The 20,826-nt window shown below is 35.8% G+C and carries 18 protein-coding genes; 7 read left to right on the forward strand and 11 right to left on the reverse strand.

The window, feature by feature from the left end; translation table 11 throughout:
* Positions 1 to 270: 270 nt before the first annotated feature.
* The 6 genes from A9Q93_RS08905 to A9Q93_RS08930 all read right to left on the reverse strand — a co-directional run bounded on the left by A9Q93_RS08905 (position 271) and on the right by A9Q93_RS08930 (position 9,091).
* Positions 271 to 783, reverse strand: a complete 513-nt coding sequence (locus tag A9Q93_RS08905; RefSeq protein ID WP_303687044.1) for a hypothetical protein — start codon at positions 781 to 783, stop codon at positions 271 to 273.
* 173 nt (positions 784 to 956) lie between these two features.
* Entirely contained in the window at positions 957 to 1,859 is a 903-nt protein-coding gene (locus tag A9Q93_RS08910) for a hypothetical protein (protein WP_303687045.1), read from the reverse strand.
* Between the two features lie 207 nt (positions 1,860 to 2,066).
* Positions 2,067 to 3,530, reverse strand: coding sequence for a magnesium chelatase (locus tag A9Q93_RS08915; protein WP_303687047.1), 1,464 nt, complete (start codon positions 3,528 to 3,530; stop codon positions 2,067 to 2,069).
* Positions 3,531 to 3,798: 268 nt separating this feature from the next.
* Positions 3,799 to 5,904 carry an ATP-dependent DNA helicase RecG gene (recG, locus tag A9Q93_RS08920; RefSeq protein WP_303687048.1) on the reverse strand — a complete coding sequence of 702 codons (2,106 nt, stop codon included), beginning with the start codon at positions 5,902 to 5,904 and terminating at the stop codon, positions 3,799 to 3,801.
* 174 nt (positions 5,905 to 6,078) lie between these two features.
* Positions 6,079 to 6,675, reverse strand: coding sequence for a hypothetical protein (locus tag A9Q93_RS08925; RefSeq protein WP_303687049.1), 597 nt, complete (start codon positions 6,673 to 6,675; stop codon positions 6,079 to 6,081).
* 88 nt (positions 6,676 to 6,763) lie between these two features.
* Positions 6,764 to 9,091, reverse strand: a complete 2,328-nt coding sequence (locus A9Q93_RS08930; RefSeq protein WP_303687050.1) for an ATP-dependent helicase — start codon at positions 9,089 to 9,091, stop codon at positions 6,764 to 6,766.
* Between the two features lie 298 nt (positions 9,092 to 9,389).
* Here A9Q93_RS08930 and A9Q93_RS08935 point away from each other — a divergent pair, with 298 nt between their 5' ends.
* Together A9Q93_RS08935 and A9Q93_RS08940 are read left to right on the forward strand one after the other, a co-directional pair.
* Complete coding sequence (locus A9Q93_RS08935) at positions 9,390 to 10,940, forward strand: FMN-binding glutamate synthase family protein (protein WP_303687051.1); 1,551 nt, start codon at positions 9,390 to 9,392, stop codon at positions 10,938 to 10,940.
* Positions 10,941 to 11,008: 68 nt separating this feature from the next.
* The gene (locus A9Q93_RS08940; RefSeq protein ID WP_303687052.1) at positions 11,009 to 11,527 is read left to right on the forward strand and encodes a hypothetical protein; all 519 of its coding nucleotides are present in this window, start codon (positions 11,009 to 11,011) and stop codon (positions 11,525 to 11,527) included.
* A 33-nt stretch (positions 11,528 to 11,560) separates the two neighbouring features.
* On the opposite strand, the gene A9Q93_RS08945 is transcribed toward A9Q93_RS08940, so the two are convergent.
* Positions 11,561 to 13,660, reverse strand: coding sequence for a M1 family metallopeptidase (locus A9Q93_RS08945; RefSeq protein ID WP_303687053.1), 2,100 nt, complete (start codon positions 13,658 to 13,660; stop codon positions 11,561 to 11,563).
* Between the two features lie 158 nt (positions 13,661 to 13,818).
* Here A9Q93_RS08945 and A9Q93_RS08950 point away from each other — a divergent pair, with 158 nt between their 5' ends.
* Complete coding sequence (locus A9Q93_RS08950; RefSeq protein WP_303687054.1) at positions 13,819 to 14,349, forward strand: methyltransferase; 531 nt, start codon at positions 13,819 to 13,821, stop codon at positions 14,347 to 14,349.
* Between the two features lie 2 nt (positions 14,350 to 14,351).
* Complete coding sequence (locus A9Q93_RS08955; protein ID WP_303687055.1) at positions 14,352 to 15,215, forward strand: glycosyltransferase family 2 protein; 864 nt, start codon at positions 14,352 to 14,354, stop codon at positions 15,213 to 15,215.
* Here the strand turns inward: A9Q93_RS08955 and A9Q93_RS08960 are convergent.
* Together A9Q93_RS08960 and pafA are read right to left on the reverse strand one after the other, a co-directional pair.
* Positions 15,205 to 15,696 carry a DUF6646 family protein gene (locus tag A9Q93_RS08960; protein ID WP_303687056.1) on the reverse strand — a complete coding sequence of 164 codons (492 nt, stop codon included), beginning with the start codon at positions 15,694 to 15,696 and terminating at the stop codon, positions 15,205 to 15,207. The genes A9Q93_RS08955 and A9Q93_RS08960 overlap by 11 nt on opposite strands.
* 160 nt (positions 15,697 to 15,856) lie before the next feature.
* Positions 15,857 to 17,545: an alkaline phosphatase PafA gene (gene pafA, locus A9Q93_RS08965; protein ID WP_303687057.1), complete on the reverse strand. Its 1,689-nt coding sequence runs from the start codon at positions 17,543 to 17,545 to the stop codon at positions 15,857 to 15,859.
* Between the two features lie 97 nt (positions 17,546 to 17,642).
* Here pafA and A9Q93_RS08970 point away from each other — a divergent pair, with 97 nt between their 5' ends.
* Together A9Q93_RS08970 and A9Q93_RS08975 are read left to right on the forward strand one after the other, a co-directional pair.
* Positions 17,643 to 18,380 carry an ABC transporter permease gene (locus A9Q93_RS08970; RefSeq protein WP_303687058.1) on the forward strand — a complete coding sequence of 246 codons (738 nt, stop codon included), beginning with the start codon at positions 17,643 to 17,645 and terminating at the stop codon, positions 18,378 to 18,380.
* Positions 18,380 to 19,144, forward strand: coding sequence for an ABC transporter ATP-binding protein (locus A9Q93_RS08975; RefSeq protein ID WP_303687059.1), 765 nt, complete (start codon positions 18,380 to 18,382; stop codon positions 19,142 to 19,144). The genes A9Q93_RS08970 and A9Q93_RS08975 overlap by 1 nt, the downstream gene beginning before the upstream one ends.
* A gap of 22 nt (positions 19,145 to 19,166) precedes the next feature.
* On the opposite strand, the gene A9Q93_RS08980 is transcribed toward A9Q93_RS08975, so the two are convergent.
* On the reverse strand, positions 19,167 to 19,691 hold the full coding sequence (locus A9Q93_RS08980) for a hypothetical protein (RefSeq protein ID WP_303687060.1): 525 nt from the start codon (positions 19,689 to 19,691) through the stop codon (positions 19,167 to 19,169).
* Between the two features lie 62 nt (positions 19,692 to 19,753).
* On the opposite strand from A9Q93_RS08980, the gene A9Q93_RS08985 reads away from it, so the two are divergent.
* A complete protein-coding gene (locus A9Q93_RS08985; protein ID WP_303687061.1) occupies positions 19,754 to 20,464 on the forward strand; it encodes a hypothetical protein in 711 nt (236 codons plus the stop codon).
* On the opposite strand, the gene A9Q93_RS08990 is transcribed toward A9Q93_RS08985, so the two are convergent.
* Positions 20,439 to 20,826: hypothetical protein (locus tag A9Q93_RS08990; protein WP_303687062.1), on the reverse strand; the 388-nt coding region annotated here is incomplete at its 5' end. The genes A9Q93_RS08985 and A9Q93_RS08990 overlap by 26 nt on opposite strands.

A 20,826-nucleotide genomic window follows, 5' to 3' on the forward strand; every position in this document is an offset into this window, starting at 1 on the left:
AAAACTAGTTACTAGACAATGGGAAGATAAAGCTGGCGAAAAAAGATACACTACAGAAGTAGTTTGCGATCAAGTGCTTCTTCTAGGTGGTAAAGCTTAATAGGTAAGGTTAAATAAGCTTTACATATGACCTCTTGAATCTAGTTATATATTTCAAATAATCATTAATGGGCAAAAAGGTTATTGATTCTATTACTCCAGAATCAATAACCTTTTTTTATCCAACTCTTTTCAAAATTGAATCAGATTTTACAAAACAGTATCTATAGACTAAGCTATATTAATGTGAGCGTCTTTACTTTTACTGCTCACCGTGATTACACTTCCATACTGATTTTTGAACACAAAGTCTTTGTCATTATCACCTTTAAGTATTTCTACTGGTGTGGTAATATTTCTAGATTTTAATTGAACGTTTCCTAATGAGGCCACATGATTTGAGTTAGCATTAAAACTAGTCAAAAAACTACTGTAACTAGCTACTTGCTTTTCATTCAAAATGAAATGACTGTCATCGTTCATTAAAATCAATAGGTTTTTCTCGGTACCAGAAAATATGGTCTTTCTAAGAATAGGAATAGCTTTACATTTATCATTCAACATAAAAGACTCATCAAATAAAATTTCATATCTCTTATTTTTTAATTCTTTTAATATAGATGTACTTAAACTAGTAGTGTCTAAATCAAGTATTTTATTTCCAAAAGAAAGGTTTGCTGCTAGAGGTGCACAAGCGGCTGTAAGCCCAACATTTCTGAGAAAAGTTCTTCTTTGATAATTCATCGGTAAGGTGGTTTAGTTAGTCTTTAATAATTTCCTAAAGTTAGTAAATTTAATTGAAACCCTAACTATTCATTCAATAAGGTCAAAAAACTGTTTATGAAACTGTTACATCGATATAATTACCTACAAAAAACTAACTTAAATTCTTACATAAAAGAATACAGTATCTGTTTTCAACTAGAAATAAGTAATTCCTCAAAGTCCATGACACATTCCTCAGAGGCTGCTTCATTTTCTGAATCTAATGAAAGAGAAATACATTCATAATATTTCTTACTTACCTCATTATGAGTAATAGCACTCATCCATTCTAGTTCTTCTTTATATAGACTGGCAGAAACCCTAGAAGCAAAGATCATCTTAAAATGTGCAAATCCAGAAGAGTTCAAGTATTTGTAATCAATGGTTTTCATTTTCTCGTAAGCTTCTTTATGCTTACCTATTGAAGACTCATAAATAGCTACGGCTCTTTTATTTGCAGCTATTTCTAGCGCCATCATGTCTGATGGGTTGTTACCATAATCACTAGACTCAATGAATTCTTTAATAGTATCACTATAGGTAAATCCAGTACTCACATTGTAAAAGTTTACTACTTGATAGTCTCCATTACGATCCTTATCTACATAAAAGATCAAGTAATTCACAACGCTTTCATCTTGATCAGTTACATAATAATTTAATCGATAGACATTATCCTTTTTATGGATGTCAAATAGTAATATTTCTAGATCCATTAATTCAAAGCCTTCTGCATAGGAGTCTATAGTCTTTTTATATATTGAATTAAATGCGCTGTAAAGACCTTGACGTTGTGCAGCTGTGTTTCTTTTTTTAAAATCATTTCCTAGTCGCCATGAAAATAACACTGGGCTAAAATTACTCTTGATACTATCGGTCTGGTAGGTGTTAAATCCATTTTCTATGACCTTAGCAAGATCTTCAATAGCAAATAATTCTGTATCAACTTCAGGCTTTTTATTATTATCATTACAACTAGTTAAAGAAGCAGATATCATTATAATAACGATCAGAAATATAGAATTGCGAGTAAAGGACATAAAAATAAAAAACATTAGAGCTATTAAAGCTCTTATTAAAATATATCCGAAAATACTTCTAATTACTTAAGAATAAAAATACCAATTGAATTATCAATGATTAATTCATACTACCTTAAACTAAAAAGCTTGTCCATAATTTGAAAAACTAATTTTCAAATTATAGGCAAGCTTAAGTAAAATTCAGCTCAAAGATTGATCTAGGAGATTGAAAAAGACATTTTAAATACCTTTTATAAAATCGCTGTATAAATCATTGAACTGGTAACCTTCTGTAAAGCGTTTTTTACTTAATTTATCAAATTCAACAAGAGACCAAAGAATAAATTCTTTCATAAAATTGCGATCCTCCTTAGTGGTCTCCGGCTGGTATTTTTGTACGAGATCTTCTAACGGTTCAATTTGATCAATCAGCGCTTGATAGTCGTTATCATTTAATTCGTCTAGCAATTCTAGACCTTCATTATTAAAAAACCATTCTATGAGTTTATCATAAGGAGTTTCTTCATCACCTTTTACGAGTTTTTTAATCTCTGGAAAATATTGAGGAAATAAAGTTTTAGTCGCCTCACCTATTAACTCATTTGCGACAAATGCCGCTCCTTCTTGTTCACCTTCATAAACCAACTCTACTTTACCAGTAATTGCTGGAATAATTCCTGTAAAGTCAGAAAATCTAATGCTCGTTTTATCGTCACCATTCAGTAATGAACGTCGCTCTGCCGTACTTAATAAATTTTCAAAAGCGGTAATACTCATACGCGCACTTACACCACTTTTTTCATCTACATACTCGCTATCTCTCGCACAAAAACTGATTTGCTCTAGAACATCTTTGGCAAGTTCTGGGACATAAACAGTCTCGGCAGTTCTGGAATCGTTTTTGGCTTCTTGTTGAGTAATTGTTTTCGCAATAGCGATATTCTCAGGATAATGTGTTAAGATTTGTGACCCTATTCTATCCTTTAACGGTGTAACGATGCTACCACGGTTGGTATAATCTTCAGGATTTGCAGTAAAAATAAACTGCATATCTAGCGATAAGCGCAGTTTAAAACCACGTATTTGAATGTCACCTTCCTGCAGTATATTAAATAAAGCTACCTGGATACGAGCCTGTAAATCTGGCAATTCATTGATTACAAAAATACAGCGGTTAGCGCGCGGTATCATTCCATAATGGATCACGCGATCATCTGCATAACTTAGTTTTAAATTGGCTGCTTTTATAGGATCTATATCACCTATTAAATCGGCTACAGTAACATCTGGCGTTGCAAGTTTTTCATAAAAACGATCATCTCTATGCAACCATGAAATAGGTGTTTTATCACCGTGTTCTTTGATCAATTCTATCGCACTTCTAGAAATAGGCGCTAGCGGATCATCGTGAATCTCACTATCAGTCACATAAGGAATATATTCATCCAGTAAGCCTGTCATTAAGCGGGCAAGACGTGTTTTTGCCTGGCCTCGCAATCCTAGTAAATTAATATTATGACGCGATAAAATAGCACGTTCCAGCTCCGGAATCACTGTGTTTTCATAACCATGAATTCCTTTAAAAGAGTCTATATCATTTTTGATATTGTGAATTAAATTATCTCTTAATTCTTCTTTTATTGATTTTGATTTCCACCCAGCATTTTTAAGATCGCCTAGTGTCTGTATTTTGTTATAATCCATAGTTTCTATCAGTAAAAGTGTACAAATTACAACCCAAGCCCTACTCTAGCAATCATTAAAGAGTTATTTAACGTTAGTGTTGAATTCTCTTTACATTCTACTGGATTTAATGAAACAAAACGGTTGTTGTGGCCTCGCTTTCGCGAAAGCGGAATAATTAAAATCTAGAAATTACTATTAATCTAACTTACTGTCAGACTGAGCCTGTCGAAGTCGGTTTTAACGAAAGAATTTTTTATTCAAATTCAAATTCAAATTCAAATTCAAGTTAACTAATATACTTCCAAAGACCTTTTTTATTCTGCAAGAAAGTCATGACTCTTTTTACTCCAGCATGTTCTGGCGATTCTATTTTGATATCTTTTGCGAGTAATTTTTGCGCAGCTTCTCTGGCCAATGCCAAAATTTGATTATCCTTCACAATGTCTGCCAGGCGCAAGTCCATTACACCACTTTGTCGTGTTCCCATTATATCTCCAGGACCTCTTAGTTTAAGATCTACCTCAGCGATTTGAAAACCATCAGTTGTAGCAACCATAGTCTCTAGTCTCGTTTTAGAATCGTTACTCAGTTTATGTCCAGTCATGAGAATACAATAACTCTGTTCTGCACCACGTCCTACTCTACCGCGCAACTGGTGCAATTGTGAAAGGCCAAAACGCTCTGCACTTTCTATGATCATTACACTCGCGTTAGGAACATTAACACCTACTTCTATTACCGTAGTTGCCACCATAATTTGTGTTTCCCCTTTTACAAAGCGATTCATTTCGTAGTCTTTGTCCTCTGGTTTCATACGACCATGAACGATACTAACGTTATATTTAGGTAATGGAAATTCTCTTACGATACTTTCATAACCATCTTGTAAGTCTTTATAATCCAGCGTTTCGGACTCCTCAATCAGCGGATACACCATATAAACCTGTCTCCCGAGATCGATTTCATCTCTTATAAATTTAAAAACAGCCAGTCTGTTTTTATCATATCGATGTACGGTTTTAATCTCTTTACGTCCTGGCGGTAATTCATCAATCACTGATATATCTAGATCGCCGTATAAGCTCATCGCTAGTGTTCTAGGAATAGGTGTTGCTGTCATCACTAATACGTGCGGTGGTAAATCGTTCTTTTTCCACAATTTAGCACGTTGCGCTACGCCAAAACGGTGTTGCTCGTCCACAATCGCAACGCCTAAGTTCTTAAACCTGACTTTATCTTCTATAAGCGCGTGCGTACCTATAAGAATGTCCAAACTTCCATCCTCAAGACCTTCATGAATCACACGTCTATCTTTTGTTTTAACAGAACCTGTAAGAATAGAAACAGCAATATTTGTTCCTTCTAGCAATTCAGAAACACCAGCATAATGTTGTTGAGCAAGAATTTCTGTAGGTGCCATAATGCAAGCCTGAAAGCCGTTATCTAAAGCAAGTAATGCCGTAAGAACCGCAACAATGGTTTTTCCTGAGCCTACATCTCCTTGAAGCAGTCTGTTCATATGAGCTCCAGTTCCCATATCTGCACGGATTTCTTTGACTACTCGTTTTTGAGCTCCTGTTAATTGAAAAGGTAGGTGATTATTATAGAAATCGGTAAACTTCTCTCCTACTAGATCAAAAACATAACCTTTGATTTTGGTTTTTCTTATGCGATTTTGAAGCAACAGCTCCATTTGAATAAAGAACAGTTCTTCAAACTTTAACCTGTAAATAGAGGCACGCAACATCTCTGGCGAACTCGGAAAATGAGCATTGACCATCGCATCATTTTTCCCGACCAGTTTATAGTGCGCTCTCATATCGTCCGGCAAGGTCTCTACAAAAGAGCCATTGATCTCACTGAACAATTTACGCATACAGTTGACAATGTAAGTGTTTGTGACTTTACGTTTTGCCAGCATCTCTGTACTAGGGTAAACAGGCGTCATAGCACTTTGCTTGCGAGACTTATGATCTTTAAGTAACTCAAGATCTGGATGTGCAATACTGTATTGAGAACCGTAACGCTGCACTTTACCAAAAGCCACGTAAGGCTCATTAACTTTAATACTATCTCTAAAATGCTTCTGACTACGGAACCAAACGAGCTCCATTCTTCCAGTTTCATCTGCAAATGTGGCGACTAATCTTGTGGCTTTGCCCGTTCCAGCAGTTTTAATATTTATTATCTTACCTACTATTTGCACCTGAGCACTTTCTGGTACCAGCTGATTGATCTTGTAGTATTTGGTTTTATCAATATACCTGTTAGGAAACAAATTTGCCAGATCACCATAAGTATGAATATGTAATTCACTACGCAATAACTTAGCTCTTTCTGGCCCAACGCCGCTGAGGTAATCTATAGGTGTAGAAAGAAAATTAAGTGGCAATCTTGAAATTTTACAGATATATTTTCAAAGGTAATTCAAACTGTATTTAAATCATAACCACATAAAATCACTTAAAAATTATCTATCTAGAAAATTGAAAATCTCTAACTATTTAAAGATAAAAATGAAGGCCTACTTTACAAACCTTCTGCGTAACTTTAAATGTATATATCATTAACCTCTACGTCGTTCTAGAAGAATCATCATCATAAGGCCTAACATCACACGTTCTTTATCATCTTCGTCTATATTTGCAGTTTTCTCGAGCTCAAACTCTTTACCTAAAAATGATGGCTTCTTTTTGAGCTTTACTACAGTTTCTCCATTTCTATTAGTAACGTTATAAGTAGGATTAAATAAATAACCTGTAAAAAAACCTAAAATAGGAATCTCACCTAGTAAGGAGTCTCCTACTCTTACCCAAGCGTTTGCTTCTTGAACTTTGTACTGTGGCTCATTATTTTCATTGATAATGTCGTACTCTGCTTTCCACATACTACGCCATCCTTTGCGCGCTATTTTACCTATTTCTTTTTCATTTGCATCCTTCATAGAATATGCTGCGCTGAAGTCTAACCATTTATTTGCAGCGATAGTGTAAAGAATTCTTGTTTTGCTCTCGTCACTATAAACGGTAATCGCTTCTTTGAGTTTAAACATTTTCTGTTTAACGTAAGCTATGGTTTGACCAGAAGCGTTCCTGGCGGTAAAGTCATTACTTAAAGTTGTAACTTTAAACGAGAACTTGATTGGGTATTCTAATTTATTCATTTGTTGGTGGTTGAAATTACACTGTAAATGTAGTTTTATTATTCCGCTTTCGCGAAAGCGAGATAAAAACCATCGCAACTCAAATTATTTACTCTACCACATCTAGCTTTGCAAAACGCAGCAACAACTTCTTTAATCCACCTACTTGAAAGTTGATTTCGGCTTTTTTCTCGCCGCCTATTCCTTCGAGGTTAACGACAGTTCCACGACCGAAACGCGCGTGCTCAACTGTCATTCCTGGCTCCAACTTTCCTTCAAATCCAGCAGGTTTACTGCTTGGTGAAGTACTGCTCACTGGTTTCATTTTACGCAGCTTTCTTATTTGGTCTGGATTAGGCTGGTTTACACTAGGTGGCGTCCCGTTTTTGGGTTTGGTCTGGCGCAATTTAGACTTATCCGGTTCATCCCAAAGATCGCTATCTAGCAATGGTTTATATCGGTAATTATCTGGTGGCGTGGTATACTCTAGGTATTGGTCGTCTATCTCTGTGATAAAACGACTCGGTTCTGCATCGACTAGTTTTCCCCATCGGTAGCGACTTAAAGTATAAGTAAGGTAAGCTTGATGCTCAGCTCTTGTGAGTGCGACATAAAATAAACGTCTTTCTTCTTCAAGGTCTTCTCGAGTATTCATAGCCATACCACTAGGAAAAAGATCTTCTTCCATACCAACTATATATAAGTATGGGAATTCAAGCCCTTTAGACAGGTGAATAGTCATTAAAGAAACACGATCATCGTCTCCTTTATCGTTATCAAGATCTGTTGCAAGGGCAACATCTTCTAGAAATTCTGATAAAGCACCGCGAGCATCGGCCACTTCTTTTTGACCTTCAACAAAATCTCGCATACCGTTAAGTAGTTCTTCAATGTTTTCAATACGAGAAATCCCTTCCTGAGTACCGTCTTTCTTAAGCTCTGTGATTAAAGCACTTTTCTTTAATACATACTCGGTAAGTTCAAAGACATTTTGAGTTTCTTCTAGCGCCTGAAAACTCTTAATCATGGTAACAAAGTTCTTGAGCTTTGTTTTAGTAGAACTATTAATTCCTATATCTAGTCTGTCAATATTCTCAATCACTTCAAAAATCGATCGGTCGTATTGTTTTGCTGCTACGATTAATCTGTCCATCGTGGTCGCTCCTATCCCACGAGCTGGATAATTGATAACTCTTTTAAGAGCTTCTTCATCCTTAGGGTTTACAATTAGTCTAAGATAGGAAAGGACGTCTTTAACTTCTTTACGCTGGTAGAAACTCAATCCACCATAAATGCGGTAAGGAATATCTTTTTTACGCAGTGCATCTTCCATAGCTCTAGATTGCGCATTTGTTCTATACAGAATCGCAAACTGATCATTGCCTAACTGGTGCTGCATTTTATTCTCAAAAATGGAGCTTGCTACATAACGTCCTTCTTCGGCATCACTCATTAATCGGTGCACGATAATTTTAGGACCGTCATCATTTGCGGTCCATACTACCTTATCTAATTTGGTTTTATTATGCTCGATAATAGAGTTTGCCGCTTCTACAATATTTTTAGTAGAGCGGTAATTTTGCTCCAGTCGGTAAGCTTTTACATCGTCATAATCGCGCTGGAAGTTCAAGATGTTATTGATATTTGCTCCTCTAAAAGCATAAATAGATTGCGCATCATCACCTACCACACAAATATTTTGAAATTTATCTGACAGTGCTTTTACGATCAAATACTGAGAATGGTTGGTATCCTGATATTCATCTACTAAGATGTATTGAAATCTATTTTGATATTTTGCCAGTACATCTGGAAAACGGTTGAGCAGCTCATTAGTCTTAAGCAATAAATCATCAAAATCCATCGCGCCAGCTTTAAAACAGCGCTCTACATATTCTTTATAAATCTCACCAAAACGAGGTCTGCGCGCCATGTCATCTGCCTCTCTCAATTCTGGATCATTGTAATAAGCTCTTACGGTGATCAAACTGTTTTTAAGAGAAGAGATCCTGGAAAAAATCTGCTTGTATTTATACACATCTTTATCCAGTTCCATTTCTTTAATGATAGCGCTGGTAAGCCTTTGTGAGTCTTGAGAATCGTAGATCGTAAAATTAGACGGATATCCTAACTTATCTGCCTCAACACGTAATAAACGAGCAAAAACCGAGTGAAAAGTTCCCATCCACAGGTTTTTTGCTTCACTAGCACCTACGATGTCACCTATACGTTTTTTCATCTCTCGTGCCGCCTTATTGGTAAAAGTGAGCGATAGTATATTAAAAGGATCTACACCTTGCTGCATCAAGTAAGCTATACGTAATGTAAGCACACGCGTCTTTCCAGATCCAGCACCAGCAATGACTATCATCGGTCCTTCCTTCTGTAAAACTGGTTCTTTTTGGGCGTCGTTAAGTTGAGAAATATAATCTTGCAATGTTCTTCTTTTTCTAGATGATAAAGATAAGGATTGTAGCTGTTTCGCTCTTGCGAAAGCGTAAGTTTAACTAGCTTTTTTTTAACAATGGCATACTTGATTTTCAAGCTTATTTAAAGAGATGTAGTCTGTATTAATGCCGTCTATAAACCTGCTTGAGACGAATTTGCTTGAGCTATTTTTTTTTAAATCGTAGGTGCTATTTGAGATCCCGCTTTCGCGAAAGCGAAACAATAATCTTATAGTAGCATATCACATCTCTTACAACTATTGTATTTTTGAGATTTAAATGAATTTCATGGAACAGATTTGGGAATTTCTAGTTGATCTCGCGTGGTACTGGTATGTACTGGCTTTTATAATTTTTGTAGCCATTTATGATATTTTCAATAAGAAGCACATCATATTGCGCAATTTTCCTGTTGTGGGACACATACGTTACTGGCTAGAAAGTATAGGTCCAGAATTACGTCAGTACATAGTTGCCAATAATCGGGAGGAGCTTCCTTTTAATCGTATTGAGCGCGGCTGGATTTATGCCAGCGCAAAGAATGAGAACAATTATGAAGGTTTTGGTACTGATCGTGATATCTATGCACATCAATATATTTTTATCAATAATGCCATGATGCCTTACAAGGTAGAGAACGATCATGTCTCTCAAAAAGAACCTGCTTTCCTTCCTTGTGCTAAGGTTATAGGAGCATCAAAAAATAGAAGAAGACCTTTTAGACCAGCAAGTGTTATCAACATAAGTGCGATGAGTTATGGTTCTCTAAGCGCCAAAGCTGTAGACGCTATGAATAATGGTGCAAAGCAGGTGCATGCTTATCACAACACTGGTGAAGGTGGATTATCTCCTTACCACAAGCGCGGTGCAGATGTAGTTTTTCACATAGGTACAGGATATTTTGGCGTGCGTGATAGAGACGGAAACTTCTCGATGGACATGCTTAAAAAACTAGTTCAAGAGCATCCGCAAGTGCGTGCGATCGAATTAAAATTATCTCAAGGAGCTAAACCTGGTAAAGGCGGCGTATTGCCAGGTTCAAAAATCACAAAAGAAATTAGTGAGATACGCAATGTTCCTATGGGAAAAGATGTACTTTCTCCACCTACGCACAGCGCCTTTGAAGGTATTCAAGGTCTAGTAGATTTTGTTGAAGAGATAGCGCAAGAAACAGGATTACCTACAGGAATTAAAGCCGCGATAGGAAAGTTAGAACAATGGGAAGAACTAGCAGACATAATGAAAGCCACTGGAAAAGGCCCTGATTTTATAACAGTGGATGGTGGCGAAGGAGGAACTGGCGCGGCACCACCTAGTTTTGCAGATCATGTTTCACTTCCTTGGGTATATGGTTTTAAAGATTTATACCAAGTTTTTCAAAAGCGAGACCTTACAGAAGAGATCGTTTTTATTGCTTCTGGAAAGTTAGGCTTTCCTGCAAAAGCAGCTATGGCATTTGCAATGGGTGCAGATGTTATTAATGTTGCTAGAGAAGCAATGATATCCATAGGTTGTATTCAAGCGCAAGCTTGCCACAATAATACTTGTCCTACCGGTATCGCAACACAAAATAAGTGGTTGCAACGAGGCATAGTTGTTCCTGAAAAAGCAGGAAGACTCGCTAGCTACTTTAAAAAATTTAATAAAGAATTACTTGAAATTACACATGCCGCTGGTTATGAACATCCATGCCAGTTTGATATGCGTGATGTAGATGTAAGTATAGGAGATACTAACATGACACAAACGCTAGAATACACCTATAAATACCAGAAAACACCAGTCCCTTTTAGTGGTATGCAATCCTTAAAAGATTGTGTACATCTAGGTGGAAAATGATTCTTAAATGTTAGTCTGCGACAAAATATCAACTTATTTTTGAGCGTTACAAAATCCAAACTATAACTATGCAAGACGCTGTTTTTTCTTTATTCCAAACATTATTACCAGCATTTTTAGTAGCTGTAATTGCTTACTATTTTCTTTCTTCCTACATGAAAAATGAAGAACGTAGAAGAAGATTTATCACTGTGCGCGAGTCACAAGCAAAGACACTTCCTACACGCATGGCTGCTTATGAACGTCTGGTCCTTTTTCTAGAAAGAATTAAACCTGCTAGTCTAGTGGTACGTACAAAAGCTGGCAAATTAAATAAAGCTGAATACGAACAGAGCCTTATATCTGCCATTGAGATTGAGTTTGAACACAATATTGCCCAGCAAGTTTATGTGAGTGAAGAGTGCTGGAATGTTATAAGAGCTGCAAAGAACACCACCATTCAAAAGATAAGACAAGTATCTATGAGTGAAAAAGTCACTACAGCTGATGGTTTAAGACAAGCCATTCTAAATGACCTTATGGATAAAAGAGCGCCTAGTGCAACTGCCATCAGTTTCTTAAAATCTGAAGTAAACGATTTATTTTAAACTATTCATATATGTAAAGGTTACGGCGGCCTGTTATTCTAGCAGTCCTAAAATCTTCATTAATTTTTCTTGACTGCTCCTGTCAAAGCTGTCTATAGATTGATCTATAAAAAATTTACCGTTGTCTTTTTTATACTGAGCTTTAAGAATATCCCTCGCATTTTCATAAAAACGCCAGACGTGATGCAAACTTGCTTCCATTAAATCTTTATAATTTTGCTGGCTCATAGCATTAAGATTTATCAAGTAATCAAAAGCAGCAGTTCTTTCTTCTGTACTGAAAGATGCATTTGTATATGACTGTAGACGTATAAGCAGCGGTTTTAACTCCTCGTTAGAATATCCGCTAGAATTGAGTGCTAGAACTATCCATGACATATCTAGACTAGGGTTTATTTTTTCCCAAGACGCTCTTGTTCTATCTAGTAATTCTCTTTTATCTTTTGCATCATTCCATAAAAGAAATAGTGCCGACTCTCTAGTAATATATGAGGGCTCATTTATTAAACCAGCAACTAATTCTCTATTCTGATCGTTAAGCTCTTGTGTACTTAGTACAAATAACTGATTGATCTCTACATTATTTAAAGCCAGCGCTTTTTTCATTAAGTCATACTTTCTGGGATCCTCGTGAATGCTTAATTGCGCCACCATTTCTTTAACCATTTCTACTTCTACAGGTTGCTGTAAAGTCTCTTTGTAAGAGTTATAAGACTCTTCAAAGCTGGAAATACGCCTTGCAGATAATTGTAAATACTTTTCCATTTGAGGATCTTTCCTCAGAATACGCAAAGCCTCAGCAGTAGGAAAGGTTGTAGAGGTTAACCAAAATGTTTTAAAATTTGATAAGTCTACCATTGCAACGCGTTCCACCACATCGAGAAAGTCTTCGGTAGTTACATTTTTAAAACGATTACTTTCAAGGTATTCTACTACACTAGCTCGCAAAATACTTGCTCCTACCTCATCTTTTAAAGCATGCAATGCCCATGCACCGTGCTGATAAAACGTGAGTGAATTTGCCTTAGGATCAAGTAAAGCCGTGCTTTTACCATTAGCCGATTGTTCATGTAAAGCCTCAGCATAATCAAACAATTGCTTCTGAAAATAAAAATCACCGTAAATCTCTCTTTCGGCAAGTAATGCATAATAACTAGCAAAACCTTCATGCAGCCAGTGATGCTTGCTATCTGTTTCAGTTACCAGATTCCCGAACCACTGATGTGCCAACTCGTGGGCATTTACATTAACATAGCTGCGATCATTTGCGCCCAATTGATCTGTAAAAAACTGATCGTTATATATAGTTGTACCAGTATTTTCCATTCCAGAATACAAAAAGTCTTTTACAGGAATTTGCTTGTAATTTTGCCACGGATATGGAACACCTATTTCTTGTTCTAAAAAATCAAATATCTCTTTAGAATATTGATATGTAGGAGCTACTTTATCTTCCTCCTTGTGGTAGTAATAAAATTCTAATGGCACTCCAGAAGCGCTGGTATCTCTTTTTACTTCATAATCTCCAGCAACTAAAGCAACAAGATAACTAGACATAGGTTGCTCCATTTTATAACTCCATATCATTTTATCAGCTGCAGGTTGTACTTCTATAAGTTTACCATTTGCTACTACTCTTTTTGATACTGGAGCTGTTATTTGAAAATCCCAAACCATTTTATCATTCATGTTATCAATGCTAGGCAACCAGTTACTGGTGTATTTGCCTTGACCTTGCGTCCATACTTGATCCCATATACGATTATTATCTTCATCAATATGGTACATTGCTTTTGATGGAAAACTGGTAAATAAAATTTCTATTTTTTTAGTCTCGCTTTCGCGAAAGCGAGATTCTACAACTAACTTCTCACCATCATAAGTAGTCTTTACTTCCTCACCTTCTATGGTAACCTTATAATTGACCAAGTTTTTTGCATCTATAAAAACAGAACTGGTATTTTTCAAAACGTCCAGCTCAAAGCTCACCCTTCCAGAAACTTCATTAGAATATTGGTCCAATTGAATTTGAGCTTTTGCTTTTTGAAAATCAACAACGTCTAGTTGACTTGAAGTATTTTGTGCCTGCGAGAAGGTCGCAAATAACAATGTAATTAAGGTGATCCATTTCATAGAAGCGAAAAATACAAAAGATGTACCGCATTTAATCGATCTAAAAAATGCTTAACTCTAATTAACTAATACATCACTCGCATTCTATTACATTTATTATAAAGACAGACAACACAAAGAGAAGAATCCTTTATTTTCGTAACTTAAATAGAGCAGCATTGTACGAAAATAGTTTTCCTCATAAAAGATTTCAAATCACGCTAGAATTTCTAGAAAAACACGTTCCTAAATCAAGTGCGATTTTAGATTTAGGAGTGGAGAATCCTTTTTCTAAAATAATGAAGGATGCTGGATATAACGTTAAAAACACCTCAGGAATTGACCTAGACGATGATGTAAGTGAAATCAAAGGTTTTGAAGGCGAGGTAGTTACTGCTTTTGAGATATTTGAACACCTTGTATCTCCCTATACTTCTCTTAAAGCAATTCCTTGTGATAAATGTGTTATAAGTGTTCCTTTGAAGCTTTGGTTTACAAGTGCTTATCGCAATAAAAATGACATTAGAGACCAGCATTATCATGAATTTGAGCCTTGGCAACTGGATTATGTACTAGAAAAAGCCGGCTGGAAAGTTGTAGATCGCATGAAGTTTACAAATCCTGTAAAGAAATTAGGAATACGTCCATTACTTAGAAAATTTACAGATCGATATTATCTAGTTTATTGTGAAAGAACTAGTTCTATTTAATCATGGAAATAGCGATAATTATACCAGCGCATAATGAAGAACAGTTCATAAAGCTGACTTTAGATAGTCTAGTAAAACAATCTCATAAGCCTGCCAAAATTATTATAGTCGATGATAATTCTACAGATCGTACACGCGAGATAGCATTATCCTATTCTGAAAAACTACCCTTACAAGTAGTTTCCACAACTTCAAAGGCTGTTAATATACCTGGATCAAAAGTGATACAAGCTTTTCACTTCGGGCTTTCTCACCTGAATATAGAAGATTACGATATCATCTGTAAATTTGATGCCGATCTTATTTTTCCCGAAAATTATTTAGAGATTTTAGTATCTCGCTTTCGCGAAAGCGAGACCATAGGAATGGTTGCAGGACATTGTACTATAGAAAAAAATGGAACTTGGGAAGTTGAGAACCAGAACAATCCTGATCATATACGAGGCGCTTTAAAAGCCTACCAAAAGGATTGTTTCAAACAAATAGGTGGTTTAAAAGCTTCCATAGGTTGGGACACCATTGATGAAATGCTGGCACGATTCTACGGCTGGCAAGTTATTACCGTTCCAGATTTACATGTAAAACATTTAAAACCTACCGGAGCTGCTTATAATTCAAAGTCTAAATATTTGCAGGGAGAAGCTTTCTTTAAAATGCGCTATGGATGGTGGCTCACTTTTATTACTGCTGCAAAGATGGCATGGAATAAAAAGCAAATGCAACTTTTGTACAATTATCTAAGAGGATATCAAATAGCAAAAAGTAAAAACCTTGTTCCTCTGGTGACAGAAGAACAAGGTCTATTTATAAGAAAATACCGCTGGAATGGTATTAAGTCTAAATTAGGTTTAAAGACTAGAAATTAAAGGCCAGCCCTAATACAGCATTGAACTGATTGTACAATTCTTCTGAAGGAGTTAAATCTTCTGTTTTGTATTTTGCTAGTGGGAAAGCTGCTTCTGTAAATATTCCAAAACCATCAGTAAAGAAATATCTAGCTCCTAGATGACCACCAAAACTTTTTGTACTGAAATGCAGTCCTGGATAAATGTCAAACATAGGATCAACATTTATAACATCTCCTATGTTTGCATTAAAACGTAATCTTAAAGTCGCTCTTTCATCAAAATCGGCATCAATTTCATCGTCTAGTCCTAGAGCATAATTAACGCCTAATCCTAAAGAAAAGTTCTGCGCGATACCATAATCATAAGTTCCTTGAATACCAGTTGCTCCATCTTGAAAATCTGCCCCTATTTGAACTTTTTGATCTCCTTTACCAGAATAAATTTGTGCATTTGCAGTCATACCGAAGATAATGGCTGCTATGAGTACTATTTTTTTCATGTTTTTATTTTTTCTATTATCTATACAAATATAAGATTATCAAGTGTAAAGCAAGTTATTTGAATGCACTCAAAGGATTATTTCAAACATATTTTCTGATAATTTCAATAGAATTGAAAATCCACAAAAACATTCTAAAATTGTCTTCTTTTAAATTAAGCTATTTATTAAAAATTTCTTTGATAGGGTTTCCCGTGGCACCGTTAGGAAAGCTGATGCCTAGCAAACTTGAAATAGTAGGAGCGATATCTATGATCTCTGTACGCGCATTACTAGAACCTTTTTTAATTCCATTACCATAAAATAAAAGTGGCACATGTGTATCATAGCTTTGAGAACTTCCATGTGTAGAACCTGTTTTAGAATAAGAAATCACTGCTGGCTCCAGGACATAAATGACATCACCACTACGTTTATGGTGAAAACCATTTTGAATCAACTTTCCAGTACCATCTTGCATCGCACCAGACATCAAAGCATTTCTAGTATACACTTTATCAATGTGTTTGTAATCAATAATAGTATATGCGATAAAGTCTTCTACTGCCTTAGCACTTAAATTGTTTTTTAAAATTGTGTCACGCTTTAAGAAAATCTGACCATTAGAAATATTTGAGATTAAATCTACAGATCCGTATTGTGATTTTAAAGCCTCTTCTAATTGATCTCTAAAAGCTGCTCTATCAAAATACCCTGCGTTTATTCTGTTGCTTTGCAGATATGCTGGATTGTTAACAGCCCCATGATCTGCTGTAAGGAAAACTGTATAATTGCTCTTGCCTACTTCTTGATCTAAAGTCATTAAGAGTCTTTCAATTTCTTGATCAAGTCTTAAATAAGTGTCTTCAATTTCAATAGAGTTAACACCGTATTGATGTCCTATATAGTCTGTACTAGAAAAACTTATAGCAAGAAAATCAGTGATAGCGTCTTTACCTAATGACTCTTTCTTAAGCGCTTCGATGGCAAAATCTGCAACTATAGAGTTACCATACGGCGTAGATTTTATAAGGCTGTAATTACCATTTTGCGATCTTAATTTATTTAAATCATACGGGAATACAGCTGTTTCTTTACCTCGAGGAGGCTTTTCAAACGCATTACGGTCTGTACCACTAGCGACATAAGATTCTATAGGGTACATAGTATTCCAGGAACTTAAATAATCATCAGCCTTTTTGAGCGCATTAAAATCTTTTACCCATTGCGGTAGTTCCTGCATATAAAAGGTACTTGAAATAAAATTACCGGCGTCTCCACCTTCAAACCAGTAAGCAGCATCTGCCGCATGTCCGGCTGGTAAGATGGCACCTCTATCTTTAATAGATACTCCTATAACTTTAGCTTTTCCTTGAGTATGTAGCTCTAACTGGTCTGTAACAGTTGTAGTAAGCATTCTACGCGGAGACATTTTTCCATCATCATTTGAAGAGCCTACACTTTCATAATCATTATCGCTAGCATTGTAAATAACTTTGTTTTCAAACTTATCGTACCAATTGTTACCTATAATCCCATGATTCATAGGTGACGTCCCAGTATAAATAGACGCATGTCCTGGCGCGGTATAGGTAGGAACAAAGTTGTAGTGATTATTAGTTAATTGAAACCCATTCTCAATTAATCGATTAAAACCACCATTACCATACCTACTTTTAAATCGCGTTAAATAATCAAAACGCATTTGGTCTACAACGATTCCTACGACCAGTTTAGGTGATGCGTTTTTTGACGTTTCCTCAATATCAGTGGATTGATAAGAGGCTGTTTGGGAATTTCGCTTTCGCGAAAGCGTACCACAAGAAGCTAGCAATAGAAATACAAGTATTAGTAACAAGCTGTTTTTCATCAGTAAAAATTTGACGCAAAAGTAACTTAAGAAAAAAAGAACAAGTTTAAGAAAGCATTAAATTGTGTAGCAATTTTTTTATATACTTTTACACTCAATGAAATTTTTAAAACATATAGGTCGCTACATGATCATGCTCTTTGGAGTGTTTAGACGACCAACTAAAGCCATTGTGCTTAAAGAGCTTGTGCTAAAAGAGATAGACGACCTTATTATAGGTTCCCTAGGTATAACTGCGTTTATTTCTCTATTTATGGGTGCAGTTGTTGCGTTACAGACAGCGTTAAATCTAGATAATCCATTGATACCTAAATCTCTTATAGGTTTTGCAACGAGGCAATCGATTATTCTTGAATTTGCTCCCACTTTCATATCTGTAATTATGGCTGGTAAAGTAGGTTCGTACATTACTTCAAGTATAGGCTCTATGCGTGTTACAGAGCAAATAGACGCCTTAGAAGTTATGGGAATTAATCCATTAAACTATCTAGTTTTCCCTAAGATTATTGCATTACTTTTCTACCCATTTTTAATCGCGATAATTATGTTTGTAGGTATATTAGGTGGATATCTAGCAAGCGTATATGGTGGATTAACTAGTTATGAAGATTTTATAGTAGGACTTCAAGACACCTTCATTCCATGGCATGTGATGTATGCCTTTATTAAGACGATGGTCTTTGGGATATTACTAGCTACCATACCTAGTTATCACGGATATTATATGGAAGGTGGAGCACTAGAAGTAGGTAAGGCAAGTACCACTAGTTTTGTATGGACTTGTGTTGCTATTATTATCGCAAACTATATATTAACTCAATTACTGTTAAGCTAATGATACAGGTAAATAACTTAAGGAAAAGCTTTAATGGTGAAGAGATACTCAAAGGTATTACCGCCACGTTTGAGAAAGGTAAGACTAACATGATTATAGGTGCCAGTGGTTCTGGTAAATCTGTATTTTTAAAGAACATGTTAGGACTTTTTGTTCCTGATGATGGAGAAATCGTTTATGACGGAGTGGCTTTAAACGAGATGGAAATTGAAGAAAAAAGTAGACTGCGCACTGAAATGGGTATGCTATTTCAACACAGTGCATTATTTGATTCTTTGAACGTAGAAGAGAATATTATGTTTCCACTACGTATGTTTAATAGAATGAAGAAGAAAGAAAGACGTGAACGTGCAAACGAAATTCTCGAACGTGTCAATCTGGTTAACTTGAATAAAAAAATGCCTAGTGAAATATCTGGTGGGCAGCAAAAGCGTGTGGCGCTCGCACGTGCTATTGCAAACAACCCTAGATTTCTTTTTTGTGATGAACCTAACTCTGGTCTTGATCCAAAAACGGCCACAGTAATTGATAATCTTATTCAAGAAATCACACACGAGCGTAACATAACCACGGTTATAATATCACATGATATGAACTCGGTTATGGAAATAGGTGAATCTATCGTTTTCTTAAAAGACGGTAAACTTGCCTGGAAAGGCACCAATAAGGATATATTTAAAACCGATAATGAAGCGGTAACTGATTTTGTTTACAGCTCAAATCTTTTTCAAAAGGTGCGTATAGCACAAAATGAAGGTTTTTAAAGCCGTCACTATAGTTTAGATCCTATTTACCGCTTCCTTTAAACTGCTGGTCTTTACTTGCAAATAGCACATTAAAAGTTGTCAGACTGCCATAAATACGTGTAATGTACTGTTGTAGATCTATTTTAAGTTGATCATCTAGATCTTTAGAACTATTTATTTTTTGCTCCATTACTCTCAAGCGGTCTCGCAACATGACTATTTTATGCCAGAAGGTATTGATAGGGATTTCTTTTTCAGCTAGATTAGAGTCTGCTGGTCTTAGGATCATGGTTCCATTTTTATATTTCTCTGCGAGGGCAACGACTTGTGTCACATCACTAAAGCGTTCTAGAATTTCACGTAGAGATTTTTCCACATCATAGAAACTTACCGTATCTACATCATCATCACACGCTTCTATTACTTCAAAATCCTCATCAAGCGGTATCGTTTCTAGCCCGTCTTTTTGAAAAGTAACCCAATACATCTTTGCAGTGACATTAGTTACTACTCCAAACCCATAATCTGGATGATTTATTCTTGATCCTATTCCTAATATTTTCATATTCTTAATTAACGTTTATTGATCTCTTATATCTTTGCCTAAATTCATAAAATTCTATCACATTGAAAAAGATATTTCGTTTTTTATTAAAATTATTTTTGGGACTTCTGGGCTTTCTTTTGGCAGCCTTTTTAATCTTAAAACTTATTTATAACGATGACATTCCTCAAGGAACTTCAGGAAAACCAGCAGATGATTTGGCTTTCAAGATACTGGACGCCATCCATCATAAAGAATTTACTGAGGCGCAAGAAATTCACTGGACTTTTAGAGGTGTTAATCGCTATGAGTGGAAACTGCAACAAAACATGGTAGACGTTTTTTGGGACAACAATCGAGTATCGTATCAGACTCAATATCCTGAAATTAGCATTGCATTTAAAAATGGAGTACGTCTAGAAAGAGGAGAAGAACGAGATGAGCTAGTTGCCTATGCAGCTCAAAACTTTAATAATGATAGTTTTTGGGTAATAGCACCACATAAGATTATGGATACCGGAACTACCAGAGAGATAATTGAAGAAGATGGGAAGCAAAAACTTCTAGTTACTTACACTTCTGGCGGCTCCACTCCTGGTGATTCTTATTTATGGGAAGTAGATGAAAATTACCTACCTATCGCATTTAAAATGTGGGTGCAAATTATTCCATTAGACGGCATTGAGGCTAAATGGAGCGACTGGCAAATGACAGCTGGTGGGTTTCCGCTTTCGCGAAAGCGTGCTCTTCTAGGGCTTGAAATACCAGTTACAGACCTTGAAGTGATTCCCTAACTTGTTGTTTTATTCTTTTGGATCTTTGTAATTTCAATTGTTCTTCTTTAATCCTAGAGGCGTTGTATACATTAAAATAATCTGCTGAAAATTTATTGTAATAAAGGGTATAAAATAAACCTACCTTTAATATTAATGTATAGCTATGCGTGAGAGCTGTTTCTACATCTCCAAAATAATGAAATAAAAATGTAAAGAAGATACCTAGAGCAATGGCGCCTATTAAGCTAGATCTAGTATAAATACCTAATAGAATCATGGATGCAATAAAAAACTCTACTAAAGGGACAAGTGGCGTCAAATGAGCGAGAAATTCTAACTTACTATCGGCAGGTATATAAGACATTGATATTTCAATAAAA

It is taken from the genome of Nonlabens dokdonensis, assembly GCF_002162835.1.
Taxonomy (GTDB): Bacteria; Bacteroidota; Bacteroidia; order Flavobacteriales; family Flavobacteriaceae; genus Nonlabens; species Nonlabens dokdonensis_B.

Bases quoted from the DNA above. Each gene is read 5' to 3' on its own strand.
- A9Q93_RS08925 (WP_303687049.1), bottom strand. From the start codon at position 6,675: ATGAATAAATTAGAATACCCAATCAAGTTCTCGTTTAAAGTTACAACT.
- A9Q93_RS08970 (WP_303687058.1), top strand. From the start codon at position 17,643: ATGAAATTTTTAAAACATATAGGTCGCTACATGATCATGCTCTTTGGA.
- A9Q93_RS08955 (WP_303687055.1), top strand. From the start codon at position 14,352: ATGGAAATAGCGATAATTATACCAGCGCATAATGAAGAACAGTTCATA.
- A9Q93_RS08910 (WP_303687045.1), bottom strand. From the start codon at position 1,859: ATGTTTTTTATTTTTATGTCCTTTACTCGCAATTCTATATTTCTGATC.
- A9Q93_RS08905 (WP_303687044.1), bottom strand. From the start codon at position 783: ATGAATTATCAAAGAAGAACTTTTCTCAGAAATGTTGGGCTTACAGCC.
- A9Q93_RS08935 (WP_303687051.1), top strand. From the start codon at position 9,390: ATGGAACAGATTTGGGAATTTCTAGTTGATCTCGCGTGGTACTGGTAT.
- A9Q93_RS08980 (WP_303687060.1), bottom strand. From the start codon at position 19,691: ATGAAAATATTAGGAATAGGATCAAGAATAAATCATCCAGATTATGGG.
- A9Q93_RS08960 (WP_303687056.1), bottom strand. From the start codon at position 15,696: ATGAAAAAAATAGTACTCATAGCAGCCATTATCTTCGGTATGACTGCA.
- A9Q93_RS08975 (WP_303687059.1), top strand. From the start codon at position 18,380: ATGATACAGGTAAATAACTTAAGGAAAAGCTTTAATGGTGAAGAGATA.
- A9Q93_RS08945 (WP_303687053.1), bottom strand. From the start codon at position 13,660: ATGAAATGGATCACCTTAATTACATTGTTATTTGCGACCTTCTCGCAG.
- A9Q93_RS08915 (WP_303687047.1), bottom strand. From the start codon at position 3,530: ATGGATTATAACAAAATACAGACACTAGGCGATCTTAAAAATGCTGGG.
- A9Q93_RS08940 (WP_303687052.1), top strand. From the start codon at position 11,009: ATGCAAGACGCTGTTTTTTCTTTATTCCAAACATTATTACCAGCATTT.
- pafA (WP_303687057.1), bottom strand. From the start codon at position 17,545: ATGAAAAACAGCTTGTTACTAATACTTGTATTTCTATTGCTAGCTTCT.